Raw genomic sequence first — 18017 nt, forward strand, 5'->3', positions numbered from 1 at the left:
GATTACTCTGAATCCTTTGTTGTAACGATAGGGGATGTGTCTGTTTCGTCGTCCGCATAAGGGTCCGGATGACCCAGTTCTGCAAGCAACGTTCGTTCCAGTGCTTCCATTTCTTCGGCTTCGTCGTCATCTATATGGTCGTAACCAAGCAGATGCAAGCAGCCGTGAATGACCAGATGCGCCCAATGGGCGTTGAGTGCCTTGCCTTGTTCGGCGGCTTCGCGCTCGACCACGGCCACGCAAATCACCAGATCGCCCAGTAACGGGATATCCAGCAACTCGTCCGGCACGTCGGCAGGAAATGACAGCACGTTGGTGGCGTAATCCTTCTGCCGCCAGGTGTGATTCAGTTCGCGGCCTTCTTCTTCGTCGACCAGACGAATGGTCAGCTCGGAGTCGGCGGTGCGCTGGCGCAGGGCCAGTTCGCACCATTTCCGGAACTCGGCTTCACTCGGGGCCGGTGCGTCGCTGGCCAGTTGCAGATCAAGCTCAAGCATCGTGTGGGGTGTCCTTTGGCGCGGCATCGGCAGCGCGATTTTCGAAGCGCTCGTACGCCTCGACGATGCGTTGCACCAGCGGATGGCGCACCACGTCCTTGGGCTGGAAGTGGGTGAAGCTGATGCCCGGAACGTCCTTGAGCACTTCGATCACATGATGCAGCCCGGACTTGGTGCCGCGTGGCAGGTCGACCTGGGTGATGTCACCGGTGATGACTGCCGTGGAGCCAAAGCCGATCCGGGTCAGGAACATCTTCATCTGTTCGACGGTGGTGTTCTGGCTTTCGTCGAGGATGATGAAGCTGTTGTTCAGCGTGCGGCCGCGCATGTAGGCCAGTGGCGCGACTTCAATGACCTGACGCTCGATTAGCTTGGCGACATATTCGAAGCCGAGCATTTCATAGAGTGCGTCGTAGAGCGGGCGCAGGTACGGGTCGATTTTTTGCGACAGGTCGCCGGGCAGGAAGCCGAGTTTTTCACCCGCTTCAACCGCCGGACGCACCAACAGAATGCGACGAATCTGCTCGCGTTCCAGTGCGTCTACCGCGCAGGCAACAGCCAGATAGGTCTTGCCGGTACCGGCCGGGCCGATGCCGAAGTTGATGTCGTTACCGAGGATTTCCTTCACGTAGCGCAGTTGATTCAAGCCGCGAGGACGAATCATGCCTTTTTTGGTGCGCAAGGCGACGGACGGTTCGGCGGGGGAGTGGTTGTCCAGTTCCTCGACGGCCGATTCCTGCAGGAACAGGTGAACCATGTCCGGCGACAGCTCGGTACCCTTGGTTTCCCGGTACAAGCGACGCAGGAGGTTTTCCGCGGAGGTGGTGTGCTTGGGCTCGCCGATCAGTTCGAACTGGTTTCCGCGGTTGCGGATCTCGATGGTCAGGCGCTGTTCGATCAAGCGCAGATGCTCGTCGAATTGCCCGCACAGATTGGCGAAGCGGCGAGCTTCAAAAGGCTCGAGGATGAAGCGATGTGGTTCTATGGGTGCGTTCAAGGTCGTATTTAGCCGCCCTGGGGCAATATTGATGAAATAAAGGATAACGCCAGTCGCCTGGGTGCGAAAGCTCTTAAATAAGATGCCGGAATCTGACACTTGAACTGTGGCGAGGGGGCTTGCCCCCGTCCGGCTGCGAAGCAGTCGCAAAGTATTGGGGACCGCTTCGCGATCCAACGGGGGCAAGCCCCCTCGCCACAAAAGCCCGGCTCCCGCAGGAGGCGAGGTGTTATTGGATCAACGAACCCCGTAGCGAGTGCGGTTGCGCGGCGTCGATGTGCACGTCGGCGAACTGGCCGATCAGGGTCGGATTGTCGCAGCGGAAGTTGACGATACGGTTATTCTCGGTGCGCCCCTGCAGTTCGCCAGGGTCTTTTTTCGAATAATCGGTGACCAGAATCCGCTGAACGGAGCCCACCATTTGTCGGCTGATCTCGAACCCTTGCTGGTTCAGGCGATGTTGCAGGGCATTCAGGCGTTCTTTTTTCAGTTCTTCCGGCGTTTCGTCGGCCAGGTCGGCGGCCGGGGTGCCCGGGCGTTGGCTGTAGACGAACGAGTAGGAGAAGTCGAAACCGACGTCTTCGATCAGCTTCATGGTCTGTTCGAAGTCTTTTTCGGTCTCGCCCGGGAAGCCGACGATAAAGTCCGAACTGATGCAGATCCCCGGCACGGCGGCCCGCAATTTGCGCAGTTTGGACTTGTACTCCAGCGCGGTGTGATTGCGCTTCATCGCCGCGAGGATTCGGTCGGAGCCCGATTGCACCGGCAAGTGCAGGTGTTTTACCAGTTCCGGCACGTCGGCGTGGGCCTGGATCAGGCTGTCGGAGAACTCCAGCGGGTGCGAAGTGGTGTAGCGAATCCGGTCGATGCCATCGACGGCGGCGACCACCCGGATCAATTCCGCCAGGTCGGCCAGACGACCATCGTGAGTGGTCCCGCGATAGCCGTTGACGTTTTGCCCCAGCAGGGTCACTTCGCGCACGCCGTTTTCGGCCAGGTGGATGATCTCGGCAATCACGTCGTCGAACGGTCGGCTGACTTCTTCGCCGCGGGTATAAGGCACCACGCAGAAAGTGCAGTACTTGCTGCAGCCTTCCATGACCGACACGTAAGCGCTCGGCCCATCGATGCGCGGTTCGGGCAAGTGGTCGAATTTTTCGATTTCCGGGAACGAGACGTCGACTTGCGGCAGTTTGGTAGCGCGCGCGGCGTCGATCATTTCCGGCAGACGGTGCAGGGTCTGCGGGCCGAACACCACGTCGACATACGGGGCGCGATCACGGATGGCCGCGCCTTCCTGACTGGCCACGCAACCGCCGACGGCGATGACCATTTCCGGATTGGCCAGTTTCAGTTCGCGCCAGCGGCCGAGCTGGGAATACACCCGGTCCTGGGCGCGTTCACGGATCGAGCAGGTATTGAGCAGGATCACGTCGGCGTCTTCAGCGCGGGCAGTGACTTCCAGGGCCTGATGTTCACCCAACAGATCGACCATGCGCGAGCTGTCGTACTCGTTCATCTGGCAACCGTGGGTTTCGATGTAAAGCTTCTTGGCCATGGAAAGATTCATCACGTGATTCAAAGAACCGCGCATTATAGGGAACATGTCCCAAGGTTCCTACCGCTGCGCGTCCGGTGGCTATGCTATAGTTCGCGCCCTCATTTTTATCCCCGATGTGTTACCCGCCCACCATGACCAAACGTGAAGCTCCAATCTACAAGGTGATTTTCCTCAATCAGGGCCAGGTGTTCGAAATGTACGCCAAGCAGATCTATCAAAGTGATCTGTGGGGCTTTCTGGAAGTGGAAGAGTTCGTCTTTGGCGAGCGCACACAAGTGGTCGTCGATCCGAGCGAAGAAAAGCTCAAGGCTCAGTTCGAAGGCGTTGTGCGCAGTTTTGTGCCGATGCATTCGATCGTGCGCATCGACGAGGTCGAACGCCTTGGCACGCCGAAAATCAGCGAAGCCCGCGGCGCGGTCGGTAATGTCATGCCGTTTCCGATGCCGATGCCTGAGAAGTAAGCAGCAGGTTGATTGGCTGAAGGAGCTTGTTGTGGCGAGGGGGCTTGCCCCCGTTGGGCTGCGAAGCGGCCCTGAGATCAGCCACCTCTATCTTCCAGGCAAGCCGCGTGTGCTGACTTTACGACTGCTGCGCAGCCGAACGGGGCGATGCGGCGTTCCGACAAGCCCCCTCGCCACAGGAGCCCGTGTTCAATTCAGGGAAGTGGCGAAAACGGCGTACGCCCGTCGGCGCTCTGCAATTCCATCAGGTATTTACGGAAAATTTGCCCCAGCACCTGGGTAGCAACTTCCAGGTCTTCACGGGGCATTTTTTCGGCGACTTCGTCGGCGGTGTCCAGCGCGTCTTCGGCGCCGTTGACCGCGGCCATTTTCAGCACGATATACGCCTGAATGTTATTGGCCGGTACGCCTTCGCCATGGAAGAACATGGTGCCGAGTTTGAATTGCGCCTGGGCATGACCTTGCAGCGAGGCCTTTTCGAAGTAGCTCAGGGCTTTATTGAGGTCGCGCGGCGCGCTTTTGCCTTCGTAGTAGAACTCACCCAACTCGTATTGCGCTTGCGCATCCCCTTCATCCGACGCTTTCTGGCAGGCGGCGAGCGCTTGCGTCAGGTCTTGCGGCTGAGTATTGAGGGTGCAGCGACCCATCGCCGGGATCAACAACGAGTTGCCGCCTGCTTGTGCGAGCGCGAGCAGGGGCTGAAGGAGCAACAGGCAGCCCAATGCAAGGGTGCGGCCGGTGCGGTTCATGGGAATCGACTTACCTCTGAGGGGCGCGCGGACCCGTCGAGGGATCCAATAAGCGCGCATTATGAAATAAGCAGGGCCAACCTTACAAAGTCTTTACTCGTTTTTCTGCTGCGCGGGGACTATATCACCCACTTTGCGGGGGATTATTGGCAGCTGAGTAGGAAAAAGGCTGCGGATGTAGGTAAAAGCTGACGCTGGCAATCGCCAACGTCAGCGTCGCAGATTTACTTCAGTGCGGCGAAGGCACGTTCGGCGGCGTCCAGCGTCAGTTTCAACTCGGTTTCGCCGTGGGCGATCGAGGTGAAGCCGGCTTCGAAGGCGCTCGGCGCCAGGTACACGCCGCCCTCGAGCATCAGGTGGAAGAAGCGCCCGAACAGGTTCGCATCGCTGGCCATCACGTCATCGAAGGTGACGATGTCGTCGGCGCCGCTGAAGTACAGACCGAACATGCCGCCGGCCTGAGTGGTCACGAACGGAATGCCGGCGGCGTCGGCGCGCTGTTGCAGGCCATCGAGCAGGCGGCTGGTGTAGTCGCTCAGTTCGGCGTGGAAACCCGGACGACTGATCAGACGCAGCGTGGTCAGGCCAGCCGCCATCGCCAGCGGGTTACCCGACAACGTACCGGCCTGGTAGACCGGGCCCAGTGGTGCGATGTGTTCCATGATTTTGCGTTTGCCGCCGAAGCAGCCCACCGGCATGCCGCCACCGATGATCTTGCCGAAGGTGCTCAGGTCCGGTGTTACGCCGTAATAGGCTTGGGCACCGCCGAGGGCGACACGGAAACCGGTCATCACTTCGTCGAAAATCAGCACCACGCCGTGCTTGTCGCACAGGGTCCGCAGGCCTTCGAGGAAACCCGGTGCCGGCGGTACGCAGTTCATGTTGCCGGCCACCGGTTCGACGATGATGCACGCCACGTCCTGGCCGACTTCGGCAAGCATGGCTTCTACTGCGTCGATGTCGTTGAACGGCAGGGTCAGGGTGTGTTTGGCGAACGCCGCCGGTACACCGGCCGAGCTCGGTACGCCTTGGGTCAGGGCGCCGGAACCGGCCTTGACCAGCAGGCTGTCGGAGTGGCCGTGGTAGCAGCCTTCGAATTTGATAATGCTGTCGCGACCGGTGAAACCACGGGCCAGACGGATCGCACTCATGGTCGCTTCGGTGCCGGAGCTGACCATGCGCACCATTTCCATCGATGGCACGATCGAGCAGACCAGATCGGCCATCTCGGTTTCCATCGCGGTCGGGGCGCCATAGGACAATCCGTGCTCAAGCTGTTTGCGCACCGCGTCCAGCACGTCCGGGTGGCTATGGCCGAGAATCATCGGGCCCCAGGAACCGACGTAATCCACATAGCGCTTGTCGTCTTCGTCAGTGACGTAGGCGCCTTCGGCGTGTTTGAAGAACAACGGCGTGCCGCCAACGCTCTTGAACGCACGAACAGGCGAGTTCACGCCTCCGGGGATGTGTTTCTGGGCATTGGCAAACAGGGTTTCGGAACGAGACATTATTTGGCTCTCAAAATCAGGATTTGAACAATTCGTTAAAGGCGCGGGCGCGACGCGTCACTTCAGCCGTGCTCTCGGCGCCGAACAGGCCATGCACCACCGCCAGCAGATCGACCCCATGGGCCACCAGCGGGGCGGCGTTGTCCAGGGTGATGCCGCCGATCGCACAGATCGGCAGGTGCAGTTTGCTGCGGGCCTGGTCAAGCAAGTCGAGGCTGCATGCCGGTGCGCCGGGCTTGGTGTTGGAATTGAAGAAGCGGCCGAAGGCGACGTAACTGGCGCCTTCCTTGGCGGCTTGTTCGGCGAGTTCGAGTTGTGCGTGGCAGGTCGAGCCGATGATCGCTTGACGCCCGAGCAGTGCTCGCACCGGCATCAGTGGGCCATCAGTCTGGCCCAGGTGCACGCCGACATTCAGTCGCGCGGCCAGTTCAGCGTCGTCATTGATGATCAGCTGGGTCTTGTAGCGATCGCACAGATCACGCAGGGCTTCGGCCTCGCGCAGGCGGCGGGCCTCGTCGCTGCTTTTGTCGCGGTATTGCAGCAGGGTGACGCCGCCTTCGAGCGCCGCCTCCACGTACGAAAGAAATTTACCGGCCAGTAGCTGGCTGTCGGTAATGGCGTACAGGCCACGTAGTTTCATCGGACAAGCCTCTGCGCTTTACGCATCGAAAGTTACGAACAGAAATCCAGCGGCAGGCGGCGGGGCACGAACTGGCCTTTGCCCAGCTGTTCCGCATCTCGCAGGGTGCGCCAAGTGTAGTCAAGCGCGCTCTGTACGGCACTGGCGAGGTGTTCACCCTGGGCCAGGCGGCCGGCGAGGGCGCTGGCCAGCGTGCAACCGGAACCGTGATAACTGCCAGGCAGGCGCTGGCAGGTAAAGGTTTCGCGGCGACCGTCGCGGCTGTACAGGCGGTTGTGGATTTCGTGTTCGTCGCCATGGCCGCCGGTGATCAGCAGGTGTTTGACGAATGGCAGGAGTTTTTCCGCGCACTCGTCGGCGGTGCCTTCGGGCAGTTCGGCGAGGATGCGGGCTTCGGGAAGGTTAGGGGTGGCGATAATCGACAATGGCAGCAAGCGTTCGCGCATGGCGTAGCCGACTTCGTCCTTGCCCAGTCGTCCGCCACCGCCGGCGCGCAGCACCGGGTCACAGACCACTGGCAAATGCGGGTGCGCTGAAAGCAGTTCGACCACGGTGTCGACCATTTCCAGGGAACCGAGCATGCCCAGTTTGACGGCGGCGACTTCGGAGTCGTTGAGCACGGCATTGGCCTGGGCCAGTACCCACTCGCGATCGAGCACGCGGAAGTCAGTGACGTTGACCGTGTCTTGCACGGTCAGGGCGGTGACGGCCGGAGCCGCATGGCAACCCTGGGCAAGCAGGGCTTCGATATCTGCCTGCAAGCCGGCGCCACCACTAGGGTCGTGGCCGGAGAGACAGAGGACAACGGGGCGAGAGCTGTAGATATTCATGGTGCGCGAGCTTACCACCAAACATGTTTTTCGGGTGTTGTGGCAGCCATCGCGGCCAATACATTGTGGCGAGGGGGCTTGCCCCCGTTGGGGTGCGAAGCGCCCCCTTTGCCTTCTGTCTGGAACACCGCGTCGGCAGATTTACGACTGCTTCGCAGCCGAACGGGGGCAAGCCCCCTCGCCACAGGTGTTCATCACCCACCGGGGCATTGTCACATCCTGATCAAGCCAACAGCTCTAGTTCAATACATTGCGCTGGAACGCCCGTTCTAGAGCCTTTGTAGGAAAAATTTCAATGGTGTTCAATGGCCAGCAACGGCTATGCTAGAGTGGATCCAAACCAATAACAGGTAATACCGGTTTTACGTCTACTCAAAAGGAATGGGGGGCTTCCTGACAGAACCGGACAGGCCACGCTGGGGCTTAAATGCGCTATTTGTTGATGTTGCTGTTGTGCTTGCCCCTCCTGGCGAGCGCCGTCGAGTTCGACGAGTTCACCCAGAGCCTTCCCCTGGGCCGAACGATGCAGGTTTATGAAGACGCGGGCGGTCAAGCGACCATTGCCGATGTCCGTGCGCAAGCCGCGGCTGGGCACTTCAAACCCCACGACAAAGCCACCCTCAACGCCGGCTATTCGCGTTCGGCGTTCTGGCTGAAAATCGACCTGCAATACCGTCCGACCAATCCGTCGGCGCAACGAACCTGGCTGTTGGAACTGGCCTATCCGCCCCTCGATCATCTTGATCTGTACTTGCCCGATGCTGGCGGTGACTATCAATTGGCCCGACAGACGGGCGATGCACTGCCGTTCGCCACTCGAGAGATTCGTCAGAACAACTATCTGTTCGATCTGAACTTTGCGCCCGGGCAGGCGCAAACCGTGTACCTGCGTCTGCAAAGCGAAGGCTCGATTCAGGCGCCCGTCACCTTGTGGTCGAGCACTGCTTACCTTGAAGAACAGCCGGTGCGGCTCTACGTGCTGGGGCTGATCTACGGCGTGTTGCTGGGGATGCTGGTCTACAACCTGTTCATCTTTCTCAGCGTGCGCGATACCAGTTACCTCTATTACATCTTTTACATCGCCTCGTTCGGCTTGTATCAGCTGTCGGTGAACGGCGCGGCCGTGGAGTATTTCTGGCCGAACAATCCGTGGTGGGCCAACGCCGCCACGCCGTTCTTCATCGGCTGTTCGGGGTTGTTCGGCAGCCAGTTTGCCCGCAGCTTCCTGCGGACGGCCACCCACAGCCGCTGGCTGGACCGTGTGCTATTGGCGCTGATCGCATTCAGCGGGCTGGTGGTCGGGTTGTCTTTGATGACCAGTTACGCCTTGGCCCTGCGTCTGGCGACGGCGTTGGCGCTGGTCTTTACCGTGGTGATTTTCGCTGCCGGGGTTTTCGCCTGGTGGCGTGGCTTGAGGGTGGCGCGTTACTTCATCATTGCTTGGTCGGCATTTTTGCTCGGTGGTGTCGTCAACACGATGATGGTGCTGGGTTATTTGCCCAACGTGTTCCTCACCATGTACGCCAGCCAGATCGGCTCGGCGATCGAAGTGGCGCTGCTGTCCCTGGCCTTGGCCGATCGTATCAACGCGATGCGCGAACAACAGGCGCAGACGTTGTTCGATGCCGGTCAGAAACTCGAAGTACTGAACCAGCAACTGGCTCACAGCAACAGGCTCAAAGACGAATTCCTCGCCACCCTGACCCATGAACTGCGCACGCCCATGAACGGTGTGATCGGTTCGCTGGAGCTGATGCAGACCGTCGAGATGAACCCAGAGCTGGAGCAATATCAGCAAACGGCGGCAGGTTCGGCGCGGGACATGATGCGCATGGTCAATAGCATCCTCACCTTGACCGAGTTGCAGGCCGGCAAGCTCAAGGTCTATCCGGACACGTTCAGCTTGCGCAGTACAGTCGAGTCTTTGCGCGGGCAGTTCGATGGCAATGCGTCGGGCAAGTCGCTGGACTTCAAGGTCGAGGTGGCGCCCGGGTTGCCGGATCGTTTGTTCGGCGACAGCGGCAAGCTGGCGCAATGCCTGGAATGCCTGTTGGACAACGCCATCAAATTCACCCGCGTCGGTGGTCTGGCGCTGCGGGTGACGGGTAAACCGGCGGCGGAGCCGGGTCGGCTGGCGCTGTCTTTTGCGGTGATCGACACCGGCATCGGTTTTACCGATTTGGGAGAGGCGACGCTGTACCAGCGCTTCTTCCAGCTCGACGGTTCGATGACCCGTGAGTACGGCGGTCTGGGTGTTGGCCTGGCGATCTGTCGGCAGTTGGTCGAATTGCTCGGCGGCCGCCTGAGCCACCGTTCGGAACTGGGCCGTGGAAGCCGCTTCCAGCTCGACGTCGAGTTCGAGCTGGCGGTGGTAGAGCCCGCCTCCTCGATCACCCGGCAAACCACCGGCCTGCGCTTGCCCCAGGAGTGCACGGTATTGCTGGTCGATGACAACAGCATCAATCAATTGGTGATGCGCGGCATGTTGCTCAAGCTTGGGTTCCGGGTACGCACCGCTGACAATGGCCTTGCTGCGCTCGATCAATTGCAGTGTGAAGCGGTTGACGCGGTAGTGCTCGATTGCCAGTTGCCGCCAGTGGACAGCGCCTCCATCTGCCGCCGGATCCGTGCGTTGCCGGGTTGCGCCGAATTACCTGTGTTCATGATTGCCCTGAGTGTGGACCGAGTGCACTGCCCGAGCGACACCGTGGTCGACTACCTGAACAAACCGGTGAAATTCGAGGACCTGCAGGCTGCGCTCTATCGACGGGTGCTCTGTTCTGGACAAGGCGAAAGCGCCGACAGTTAGGCAGATATGCCACTTTGTTCAGCCTCGGGGCGGTGCTTAACTGAAAGTCCCTTGGCTGACCAAAGGAGCCCCGTCATGAACCTGCATCAGTTCGCCGAAACCCACGAAGTCACCAACCAGCCACCGTCGTTGGACGGCACCAACCTCTATCGCATCGACCTGCCTTTGCAGGAATGGTCGCGGCGGTTCGATGCCGGTTGGGCCGAGTCGCGGATCGACGCTTACGGCGCATTGGCCGGCGGGCCGCTGATGGAGGCCGGGTTTGCGGCCAATCAAAACAAACCGGTGTTTGTCAGCCATGACCGTTACGGCCATCGCATCGACCTGGTGGAATTTCATCCGGCTTATCACCAGTTGATGCGCACGGCGGTGGAGCATGGCCTGACAGGGTTGCCCTGGACCGATCCGCAACCGGGCGCCCACGTTGCCCGCGCGTCCATGACGTATTTGCACAGTCAGGCTGAAGCCGGCAGCGGTTGCCCGTTGACCATGACCTTCGCCAGCGTCCCGGCGATGCGCCTGCAACCGGATCTGGCCAGGCAATGGCTACCGAAAATTCTCGCCACTGAATACGACCCGCGCAATGTCGGCATGGCCCACAAGGCCGGGGTCACCATCGGCATGGCGATGACCGAGAAGCAGGGCGGCACCGACGTGCGGGCCAACACCACCAAGGCCTATCCGGTCGGTGCCGGTGGGCCGGGCCAGGCGTATGAACTGGTGGGCCACAAGTGGTTCTGCTCGGCGCCGATGTGCGACGCCTTCCTGACCCTGGCCCAGACCGACAAAGGGCTGACCTGTTTCCTGCTGCCGCGTCATCGCCCGGATGACACGCGCAATCAGTTCTACATACAGCGGCTGAAAAACAAACTCGGCAACTGGTCCAACGCCTCCAGCGAGGTGGAGTTCCGTGGCGCCCTGGCCTGGATGGTCGGCGAAGAGGGCCGGGGCGTTCCGACCATTATCGAAATGGTCGCCATGACCCGCTTCGATTGCATGGTCGGCTCCAGCGCGCTGATGCGCCAGGCCCTGACCCAGGCCAGCCATCACTGCGCCCACCGCCAGGTCGGTGGCAAGTTGCTCAGCAAACAACCCTTGATGCAAAACGTGCTGGCCGACCTGGCCCTGGAAAGCGAAGCCGCCCTGGCGTTGAGCCTGCGCATGGGCCGGGCGCTGGATCATCTGGATGACGACCACGAAGCGAAATTCGCTCGATTGGTGACGGCAGTGGGCAAGTACTGGATCTGCAAACGCGCGCCCGCGATGATCAACGAAGCGGCCGAATGCATGGGCGGCGCCGGTTACGTCGAAGAAAGCATCTTGCCGCGACTGTACCGTGAGGCACCGGTCAACTCGACGTGGGAAGGTTCCGGCAACGTGCAATGCCTCGACGTGTTGCGCGCGTTGTCGAAAGAACCGGGTGTGCTCGATGTGCTGTTCAACGAGTTGGGCGATGGCCATGGCGACAAACGCCTGGCCACACACATCGGCCAGTTGCAGAGGGCGTTCAAGGACACTGACGACATTCAATATCGCGCCCGCCAGCTCACCGAAGATATCGCCTTGGGGCTTCAGGCCAGGCTGTTGCTGGAGGCGGGCAATGCGGCGGTCAGTGATGCGTTTATCGCCAGCCGCCTCGGTTCGGCCGGTCGGGTGTATGGAACGTTGCCACGTGGGCTGGATGTGGAAGCGATTGTGGCGCGGTCGACGCCGCAAGGGTTTTGACCATGATTTGATGAACACTACCGGGATTATCTGTGTCTCAGAATTGATGTACAGCCAACACGCCACTGTTCCCGTGAAGCGATGATGCAGGCAAGATGAAGGTCTGCAAGTCAGAACACAGGAAGCTGATCGTGACCGAAGCGTTTATTGTCGTTCAAACCGCCGAGCAAGCCGTGGACCGGCTTGCTGTCTTGCACGAGCGTGCAACCACAGCGCTGAATCAGGCGCTCAAGCGTTATCTCAAGGATCGCGTCGAGCCGGACGCTGAACAGCGTGCCCTGTTTCGTTATCCCGAGTTGCGTCTGACCTACCTCTGCCAGGGCGAAGTCCCACAGACCACTCGCGCCTATGCCAAGGTTCAATTGCCGGGGACCTACAGCGTCACCGTCACTCATCCGGCAGCCTTTCGCAAATACCTGCTGGAACAACTCGTTCCGTTGATGCACGACTTCACCGTGACTGTGGAAGTCGGCGTCAGCCAGCAAAACATTCCTTATCCGTATGTGGTCGAGCAGGGCGATGAACTGGCCGGCTCTGGCGTTACGGCGGCGGTACTGGCGCGGGTGTTCCCGAGTACGGATCTGTCGGCCGCCACCGATGGCATCGCCGATGGCTTGTACGATTGGGAAAACACCGACCCGCTGCCACTGGCCCTGTTCGATGCCGCGCGGGTGGACTTCTCCCTGCGGCGCCTGGTGCACTACACCGGCAGCGACTGGCGGCATGTGCAGCCGTGGATTCTGCTGACCAACTACCACCGTTACGTCGACCAGTTCATCGTTCATGGCCTGGAGCAACTGCGCAAAGACCCGCGTTTTGTGCGCATGGTGTTGCCGGGCAACGTGATCATTGAAAAGTCCATGGACCATGGCGAAGCCTCGGCGATTGCGGCGGGCGTGGTCTGGCATCGTTACCAGATGCCGGCCTATCACCTGATCGCCAGCGACGGCCATGGCGTAACCCTGGTGAACATCGGCGTCGGCCCGTCCAACGCCAAGAACATCACCGATCATTTGGCCGTGTTGCGGCCGCACTGCTGGCTGATGATCGGCCACTGCGGCGGCTTGCGTCAGTCGCAGACCATTGGCGATTACGTGCTGGCCCACGCTTACATGCGCCGCGATGGGATTCTCGACCGGGTGGTGCCGCCGAACATTCCGATTCCGGCCCTGGCTGAAGTGCAGTTGGCGTTGCAGCAAGCAGCGGCCAACATCACCGGTGAGAAGGGCGACGAACTGAAGAAACGCCTGCGTACCGGCACCGTGTTGACCTACGACGACCGTAACTGGGAACTGCGCTGGGCGCAGGAACGTCCGCTGATCAACCTGTCCCGCGCCGTGGCGGTGGACATGGAAAGCGGTACGATTGCGGCCCAGGGTTATCGCTTGCGGGTGCCCTATGGCACGTTGCTCTGTGTGTCGGATAAACCGCTGCACAGCGAAATCAAACTGCCGGGGTCGGCCAACGCGTTCTATGAGCGCGCGGTCAGCCAGCACCTGAAGATCGGTATCGAGGCGGTGGATTTGCTGCGCACCGAGCTCAACTCGTTGCACTCGCGCAAGCTGCGCAGCTTCGACGAGCCGCCGTTCCGCTGATTGTTCTCATGGTCATTTGGCGGTCAGGGCACTAGCATTAGCAGCCCTGACCGTTAGATGTTCTTCTTGCCATGTCCCGTCCTTCACGTCCTGTTTCCCGCCGTCCTGGTGCGAAGCCATCTCCTGCCGCCCCACGCCGTGTCGCCAAAGCGCCACCGGCCGAGCCGAGGCTGATTCTGTTCAACAAACCTTTCGATGTGCTGACGCAATTCAGCGACGGCGAAGGGCGGGCGACGCTCAAGGACTTTATCGAGATCCCGGGGATTTACCCGGCAGGACGGCTGGACCGTGACAGCGAAGGCTTGTTGCTGCTGACCAACGACGGCCAGCTTCAGGCGCGGATTGCCGACCCGAAACACAAACTGGCCAAGACTTACTGGGTGCAAGTGGAAGGCGAGCCAACCGCCGAGCAGTTGCAGCGTTTGCGCGAGGGCGTCGAGCTGAACGACGGTATGACCTTGCCCGCCGAGGCGCGGCAGCTTGAAGAACCTGAGCTGTGGCCACGCAACCCGCCAGTGCGTTTTCGCAAAAGCGTGCCCACCAGTTGGCTGGAGTTGGTGATTCGTGAGGGGCGCAACCGTCAGGTGCGGCGCATGACCGCGGCGGTCGGCTTGCCGACGTTGCGCCTGGTGCGGGTCAGAATCGGTGACTGGTCGATCGAAGGGCTCGATCAGGGCCAGTGGAAGGAAGTACCGGCGCGTTTATAGCGTGCCGGATTCGATCAGGCCGATGACCACGCTTTTGATCACGAATGCGGCCACGCCGAGTCCCAATACAAAGAACAGGATGAACGAGCCGAAGCGCCCGGCCTTGGATTTTTTTGCCAGATCCCAGACGATGAAACCCATGAAAATGATCAGGATGCTGACCAGGCCAGTCATCATCCACTCTTCGAAAACTGCAGGATCCATTGAACATCTCCAGCGCGGGTGGGGCTAAAAAGGCCGGAGGAGTATACGCCAAGGGGGATTGGCGAGGTATTGACCTGCGTCGGATTGTGGCGAGGGGGCTTGCCCCCGTTGGGTTGCGAAGCAGCCCCAAAGCCAGCCCATGAGTTTTACCTGACACACCGCGTTCTTTGATTTTACGACCGCTGCGCGGCCGAACGGGGCGGTGCGGCGTTCCGACAAGCCCCTCGCCACAATCAGCTGCGCAGGTGGGTTAGAGGCAGTTCAGTGCTGTTAAGCACCTGGTTCAACACAAAACTCGACCGTACACTCGTCACCCCTTCAATCCTGGTCAGATGACCCAGCAGCAGCTTCTGATAGTGATCCATGTCCGGCACCACCACCTTGAGCTGATAATCTGCATCCATCCCGGTCACCAGGCTGCATTCCAGCACTTGCGGTAACGTGCGAATGGCGGCTTCGAAGTTCTCGAAACGCTCGGGAGTATGGCGGTCCATGCCGATCAGCACGTAGGCGGTCAGGCTCAGGCCGAGCATCTTGCGGTCGAGCAAGGCGACCTGGCGGGATATGTAGCCGTCGTCTTCCAGTTGCTTGACCCGCCGCGAGCAAGGCGAAGGCGACAGGCCGATGCGTTCGGCCAGCTCCTGATTGGAGATGCGCGCGTCGCGCTGTAATTCCGCCAAAATACTCAGGTCGTATCGGTCGAGTTTGCTCATCAATCAGGCCTTTGTCATAACTATTGCGGCAGATTATCTATCCTGAGTTAAAAATTGCGCAAGTGATGTTTATTTGAGCAATCTTCGCAATCCTCTGTCGGTGCTCCGGGCCTATTCTTATTACCAGAATCACTGCTCGGACAAACAGTCCAGTGCGGCTCGCCCAATCAGGCCAGCTGCGGTCGCCACCCCCACCGGGGATGCGTCGGCCCCCGAGCTACACACTGTCCAGAAGACGGCGTGAGGTGAGCCGACGTCATAAGCGTCGAGCACGGACGAAGTTCTCAAAGGGAGGCCGACGGGTCTCCCTTTTTTCTTGCCCGCAATTTGGCATGCCCTTAATAAAGAGCCGCTCAATAAAAAAGTTACGTGACTGATAACCTGTTGCAGAACCGGCCTGCGCTTTCCCAGTCTTACGTACAGGCCCTAACCCGCCGTGAGGAAAAGAATGAAATCGCGCATCTGGCGTTTGGCCGGTGTTGGTTTGCTATGTGTGAGTGTCACTGCACAATCGCTTGCCGATGAACCGCAGAACCGCGGCCCCGATGGCGGGCAACATGGGCCTGATCATCGTGGCAATGACCAGGGCCAGGGCCGTGGCGGCAGCAATCAGCCACGCCCGCAGAACAACGAAATCATTCGTGGCGACAACAGCCGCAAGTTTGAACTCCACGACCAGAATCAGGGCGGCCAGTGGCAGAACCGGGCGCCGCACGAGTCCAACAATCAGGGCGGTCAGTGGCAGAACCGTACGCCGCACGACTCCAGCGTTCAGGGCGGCCAGTGGCAGAACCGTCCGCTACACGATTCAAACGTTCAGGGTGGCCAGTGGCAGAACCGTACACTGCACGACTCCAACGTTCAGGAGCGAGCGCCGCAACAACCGAGTAATAATCTGCCAATCCAGAGTCGGCCCGATACCGTGCGCCAGACCCAGGAACCGCGGCGTGGCTACTATCAGGACGAACCGTGGCGTAACAATCGCAACCAGCCATGGCAGACCGGGGGGCGGGAGCCACGTCACGATGACCGTCGCTGGCCCGGTCGCCCGGAGGGGCACGGCACAGGCTGGGGCCCCGGTCCGCAGTATCGTCCTGGGTACGTGATCGACCGCTTCCCGGAGGAGCGTCACTTCCGTGTGCCGTATCGTGGCCAGGATTATTTCTATTCCGGTGGTTACTGGTATCGCCCGCAAGGCCCGCGTTATGTGGTGGTTCAGCCGCCTCGCGGGATTCGTGTCAGCTACTTGCCCGATTACGCCCGTGAAGTGTGGATCGGCGGCACGCTGCTGTTCCTGGCGGCCGGCGCGTATTACGCCTACCAGGAGAGCACTCAAGATTACGTCGTGGTCGAACCGCCCGTGCAGCCGCAACCGGTGAGCAATGGTTATGACGTGGTGGCGTACCCGGCCAACGGCCAGTCGCCGGAGGAAGTCAGCCGGGACGCTTATGAATGTTATCGCTGGGCCGTGCAACAGAGCGGTTTCGATCCACGTACCGCCACCTACCAACCGGATCCGTCGGTGGTGCAAGCTTATCGACAGGCTCAGGGCAACTGCCTGAGCAGTCGCGGTTATCAGGTGAGTTACTGAGCCCTGGCGGCCTTCACCACTTCCTGCGGGTCGGCGTGCACCAGCACTTCGGCTCGCGGGTAGACGGCATGAATCGCATCGGCGGCTTGATCGCTGATGCCGTGGGCGACTGACAGGGTCAAGTCTCCCGGCAATTCCAGATGCAATTGCACGAACCACTGGTTGCCGGAAATCCGTGTGCGCAAGTCGTGGGCACCCAGAACGCCGGGTACGCTGCAGGCCAGTTCGAGCATGTGCTGGCTGACATCGGTCGGCAACTCTTCATCCATCAGCACTGCAAAACTTTCCCGGGCGATTTGAATCGCGCTCCAGAGGATGTAAGCAGCGATCCCCAGGCCGAACCACGGGTCGACTTGCTGCCAGCCAAACCCTGCCAGCACCAGCGCTACGAGAATGCCGCCGTTGAGCAGCAGGTCCGAGCGGTAATGCAAGGAGTCGGCATTCACTGCGTTGGAGCCGGTAGCCTTGATTACCCGGTGCTGCAACATCAGCAGGGCCACGGTCAGGACGAGGGAGAACACAATCACCCCGATGCTGAGCCACGCTGCGCCTATCGGTTCCGGATGTTTCAACCGTTCGATCGCCTGCAGGGCAATCAGCACCGCACTGCCGCCAATGAACAGCGCCTGAGCCATGCCCGCCAGTGATTCAGCCTTGCCGTGCCCATAACGATGATCGTCATCGGCCGGGCGCAAGGCGTAATGCACGGCCATCAGATTGAGCAGCGAGCTGACGCCGTCGAGCGCCGAGTCGGTCAACCCGGCGAGCATGCTCACCGAGCCGCTCAGCCACCAGGCGATGGCTTTGGCGATGATCAATATGCACGCGACCGCCACCGAGGCGCGCGTCGCCAACCGCAGCAGGCGGGCGTGGTCGGTAGGGGTAGTCATCAGTGCTGTGGTTCCTTCAAATGCACGAATTATGCAGCCGGTTGCAGGCCGAACATAGCCAGTTGCTGGGCGCTGCCCTTGTGCTGGATCAGGCGCGGATCGTCCAGCGGGAAGCTGCGGCCCAGTTCACTTTCGAGAATAGTCTGCAACTTGTGGTTATCGACCTTGCCGTCGGCACCGATCGCTTCCTTGAGTTTTTCCGGGGCCACCTGAGCGGTCCGGCCGGGCTCGAAGTAAATGGCACCCGTGGCGAAGTCCACTGCAAAGGCAATCAGGCCGGGGATGATATAGAACAGCAGACCCACGGCATCCAGCGCGGCAATGGCCGGGTCGATCTTGCCGTCAATCTGGCCGCGGCGATCGGGGTAGAAAATCGAGCCGCAGGCGGTCATTTGGGTCAGCAAGGACGCGATCAATACACCGCCGATCAAGCGAAAGGGAGCACGCATTTGAAATCTCCTGGGTTATCTAGGAACGAAGCATCGTCGATATGAATTAGGACCGCGCTGAACGCCGTTATACTCGCCGCTCTGTTTGGGA

Annotated in this window: 17 protein-coding genes; 6 read left to right on the plus strand and 11 right to left on the minus strand. The window is 60.4% G+C overall.

Features of this window, described 5'->3' with window-relative positions; all coding sequences use genetic code 11:
• Window positions 1–2: 2 nt before the first annotated feature.
• The 3 genes from ybeY to miaB form a co-directional block, all read right to left on the minus strand.
• Entirely contained in the window at window positions 3–497 is a 495-nt protein-coding gene (gene ybeY / locus JUI81_RS19415) for an rRNA maturation RNase YbeY (protein ID WP_018925765.1), read from the minus strand.
• A complete protein-coding gene (locus tag JUI81_RS19420; RefSeq protein ID WP_019020889.1) occupies window positions 490–1494 on the minus strand; it encodes a PhoH family protein in 1005 nt (334 codons plus the stop codon). Before JUI81_RS19420 ends, ybeY begins: the two co-directional genes overlap by 8 nt.
• Before the next feature lie 229 nt (window positions 1495–1723).
• Window positions 1724–3052, minus strand: coding sequence for a tRNA (N6-isopentenyl adenosine(37)-C2)-methylthiotransferase MiaB (gene miaB, locus JUI81_RS19425; protein WP_019581336.1), 1329 nt, complete (start codon window positions 3050–3052; stop codon window positions 1724–1726).
• Window positions 3053–3186: 134 nt separating this feature from the next.
• Between miaB and JUI81_RS19430 the strand changes: the two genes are divergently transcribed.
• Complete coding sequence (locus JUI81_RS19430) at window positions 3187–3516, plus strand: DUF1820 family protein (protein ID WP_003185742.1); 330 nt, start codon at window positions 3187–3189, stop codon at window positions 3514–3516.
• A gap of 194 nt (window positions 3517–3710) precedes the next feature.
• Here JUI81_RS19430 and JUI81_RS19435 read toward each other — a convergent pair whose 3' ends face one another.
• The 4 genes from JUI81_RS19435 to JUI81_RS19450 all read right to left on the minus strand — a co-directional run bounded on the left by JUI81_RS19435 (window position 3711) and on the right by JUI81_RS19450 (window position 7243).
• Entirely contained in the window at window positions 3711–4265 is a 555-nt protein-coding gene (locus JUI81_RS19435; RefSeq protein ID WP_204124843.1) for a tetratricopeptide repeat protein, read from the minus strand.
• 224 nt (window positions 4266–4489) lie between these two features.
• Window positions 4490–5773 (minus strand): glutamate-1-semialdehyde 2,1-aminomutase, encoded by a 1284-nt coding sequence (gene hemL, locus JUI81_RS19440; protein ID WP_018925769.1) that lies wholly within the window; start codon window positions 5771–5773, stop codon window positions 4490–4492.
• Window positions 5774–5789: 16 nt separating this feature from the next.
• Window positions 5790–6413, minus strand: a complete 624-nt coding sequence (gene thiE / locus JUI81_RS19445) for a thiamine phosphate synthase (protein WP_019581335.1) — start codon at window positions 6411–6413, stop codon at window positions 5790–5792.
• Window positions 6414–6445: 32 nt separating this feature from the next.
• Window positions 6446–7243: a hydroxymethylpyrimidine/phosphomethylpyrimidine kinase gene (locus tag JUI81_RS19450; RefSeq protein ID WP_019581334.1), complete on the minus strand. Its 798-nt coding sequence runs from the start codon at window positions 7241–7243 to the stop codon at window positions 6446–6448.
• Window positions 7244–7670: 427 nt separating this feature from the next.
• Between JUI81_RS19450 and JUI81_RS19455 the strand changes: the two genes are divergently transcribed.
• The 4 genes from JUI81_RS19455 (at window position 7671) to JUI81_RS19470 (ending at window position 14079) form a co-directional block, all read left to right on the plus strand.
• Window positions 7671–10052 carry a hybrid sensor histidine kinase/response regulator gene (locus tag JUI81_RS19455; protein WP_204124844.1) on the plus strand — a complete coding sequence of 794 codons (2382 nt, stop codon included), beginning with the start codon at window positions 7671–7673 and terminating at the stop codon, window positions 10050–10052.
• A gap of 75 nt (window positions 10053–10127) precedes the next feature.
• Window positions 10128–11777 carry an acyl-CoA dehydrogenase family protein gene (locus JUI81_RS19460; RefSeq protein WP_204124845.1) on the plus strand — a complete coding sequence of 550 codons (1650 nt, stop codon included), beginning with the start codon at window positions 10128–10130 and terminating at the stop codon, window positions 11775–11777.
• Between the two features lie 95 nt (window positions 11778–11872).
• Window positions 11873–13372 (plus strand): AMP nucleosidase, encoded by a 1500-nt coding sequence (gene amn / locus JUI81_RS19465; protein WP_019650901.1) that lies wholly within the window; start codon window positions 11873–11875, stop codon window positions 13370–13372.
• A gap of 71 nt (window positions 13373–13443) precedes the next feature.
• Window positions 13444–14079 (plus strand): pseudouridine synthase, encoded by a 636-nt coding sequence (locus JUI81_RS19470; protein ID WP_239077713.1) that lies wholly within the window; start codon window positions 13444–13446, stop codon window positions 14077–14079.
• Here the strand turns inward: JUI81_RS19470 and JUI81_RS19475 are convergent.
• Together JUI81_RS19475 and JUI81_RS19480 are read right to left on the minus strand one after the other, a co-directional pair.
• Window positions 14074–14283 (minus strand): DUF2788 domain-containing protein, encoded by a 210-nt coding sequence (locus JUI81_RS19475; RefSeq protein WP_007937369.1) that lies wholly within the window; start codon window positions 14281–14283, stop codon window positions 14074–14076. The genes JUI81_RS19470 and JUI81_RS19475 overlap by 6 nt on opposite strands.
• 233 nt (window positions 14284–14516) lie before the next feature.
• Entirely contained in the window at window positions 14517–14996 is a 480-nt protein-coding gene (locus tag JUI81_RS19480; protein WP_007937367.1) for an Lrp/AsnC family transcriptional regulator, read from the minus strand.
• 448 nt (window positions 14997–15444) lie between these two features.
• Here JUI81_RS19480 and JUI81_RS19485 point away from each other — a divergent pair, with 448 nt between their 5' ends.
• Window positions 15445–16587 (plus strand): DUF6515 family protein, encoded by a 1143-nt coding sequence (locus tag JUI81_RS19485; RefSeq protein WP_019650902.1) that lies wholly within the window; start codon window positions 15445–15447, stop codon window positions 16585–16587.
• Here JUI81_RS19485 and JUI81_RS19490 read toward each other — a convergent pair.
• The gene (locus tag JUI81_RS19490) at window positions 16581–17477 is read right to left on the minus strand and encodes a cation diffusion facilitator family transporter (protein ID WP_019581329.1); all 897 of its coding nucleotides are present in this window, start codon (window positions 17475–17477) and stop codon (window positions 16581–16583) included. The two genes, JUI81_RS19485 and JUI81_RS19490, sit on opposite strands and share 7 nt — an antisense overlap.
• A gap of 29 nt (window positions 17478–17506) precedes the next feature.
• Window positions 17507–17926: a hypothetical protein gene (locus tag JUI81_RS19495; RefSeq protein ID WP_019581328.1), complete on the minus strand. Its 420-nt coding sequence runs from the start codon at window positions 17924–17926 to the stop codon at window positions 17507–17509.
• Between the last annotated feature and the right edge of the window lie 91 nt (window positions 17927–18017).

The sequence above is a fragment of the Pseudomonas sp. 008 genome (assembly GCF_016861935.1).
Taxonomy (GTDB): Bacteria; Pseudomonadota; Gammaproteobacteria; order Pseudomonadales; family Pseudomonadaceae; genus Aquipseudomonas.

What these genes read in the sequence shown, in the direction of transcription:
- ybeY (WP_018925765.1), bottom strand. Translation starts at nt 497, where the DNA reads ATGCTTGAGCTTGATCTGCAACTGGCCAGCGACGCACCGGCCCCGAGT.
- miaB (WP_019581336.1), bottom strand. Translation starts at nt 3,052, where the DNA reads ATGGCCAAGAAGCTTTACATCGAAACCCACGGTTGCCAGATGAACGAG.
- JUI81_RS19430 (WP_003185742.1), top strand. Translation starts at nt 3,187, where the DNA reads ATGACCAAACGTGAAGCTCCAATCTACAAGGTGATTTTCCTCAATCAG.
- JUI81_RS19435 (WP_204124843.1), bottom strand. Translation starts at nt 4,265, where the DNA reads ATGAACCGCACCGGCCGCACCCTTGCATTGGGCTGCCTGTTGCTCCTT.
- hemL (WP_018925769.1), bottom strand. Translation starts at nt 5,773, where the DNA reads ATGTCTCGTTCCGAAACCCTGTTTGCCAATGCCCAGAAACACATCCCC.
- thiE (WP_019581335.1), bottom strand. Translation starts at nt 6,413, where the DNA reads ATGAAACTACGTGGCCTGTACGCCATTACCGACAGCCAGCTACTGGCC.
- JUI81_RS19450 (WP_019581334.1), bottom strand. Translation starts at nt 7,243, where the DNA reads ATGAATATCTACAGCTCTCGCCCCGTTGTCCTCTGTCTCTCCGGCCAC.
- JUI81_RS19455 (WP_204124844.1), top strand. Translation starts at nt 7,671, where the DNA reads ATGCGCTATTTGTTGATGTTGCTGTTGTGCTTGCCCCTCCTGGCGAGC.
- JUI81_RS19460 (WP_204124845.1), top strand. Translation starts at nt 10,128, where the DNA reads ATGAACCTGCATCAGTTCGCCGAAACCCACGAAGTCACCAACCAGCCA.
- amn (WP_019650901.1), top strand. Translation starts at nt 11,873, where the DNA reads ATGAAGGTCTGCAAGTCAGAACACAGGAAGCTGATCGTGACCGAAGCG.
- JUI81_RS19470 (WP_239077713.1), top strand. Translation starts at nt 13,444, where the DNA reads ATGTCCCGTCCTTCACGTCCTGTTTCCCGCCGTCCTGGTGCGAAGCCA.
- JUI81_RS19475 (WP_007937369.1), bottom strand. Translation starts at nt 14,283, where the DNA reads ATGGATCCTGCAGTTTTCGAAGAGTGGATGATGACTGGCCTGGTCAGC.
- JUI81_RS19480 (WP_007937367.1), bottom strand. Translation starts at nt 14,996, where the DNA reads ATGAGCAAACTCGACCGATACGACCTGAGTATTTTGGCGGAATTACAG.
- JUI81_RS19485 (WP_019650902.1), top strand. Translation starts at nt 15,445, where the DNA reads ATGAAATCGCGCATCTGGCGTTTGGCCGGTGTTGGTTTGCTATGTGTG.
- JUI81_RS19490 (WP_019581329.1), bottom strand. Translation starts at nt 17,477, where the DNA reads ATGACTACCCCTACCGACCACGCCCGCCTGCTGCGGTTGGCGACGCGC.
- JUI81_RS19495 (WP_019581328.1), bottom strand. Translation starts at nt 17,926, where the DNA reads ATGCGTGCTCCCTTTCGCTTGATCGGCGGTGTATTGATCGCGTCCTTG.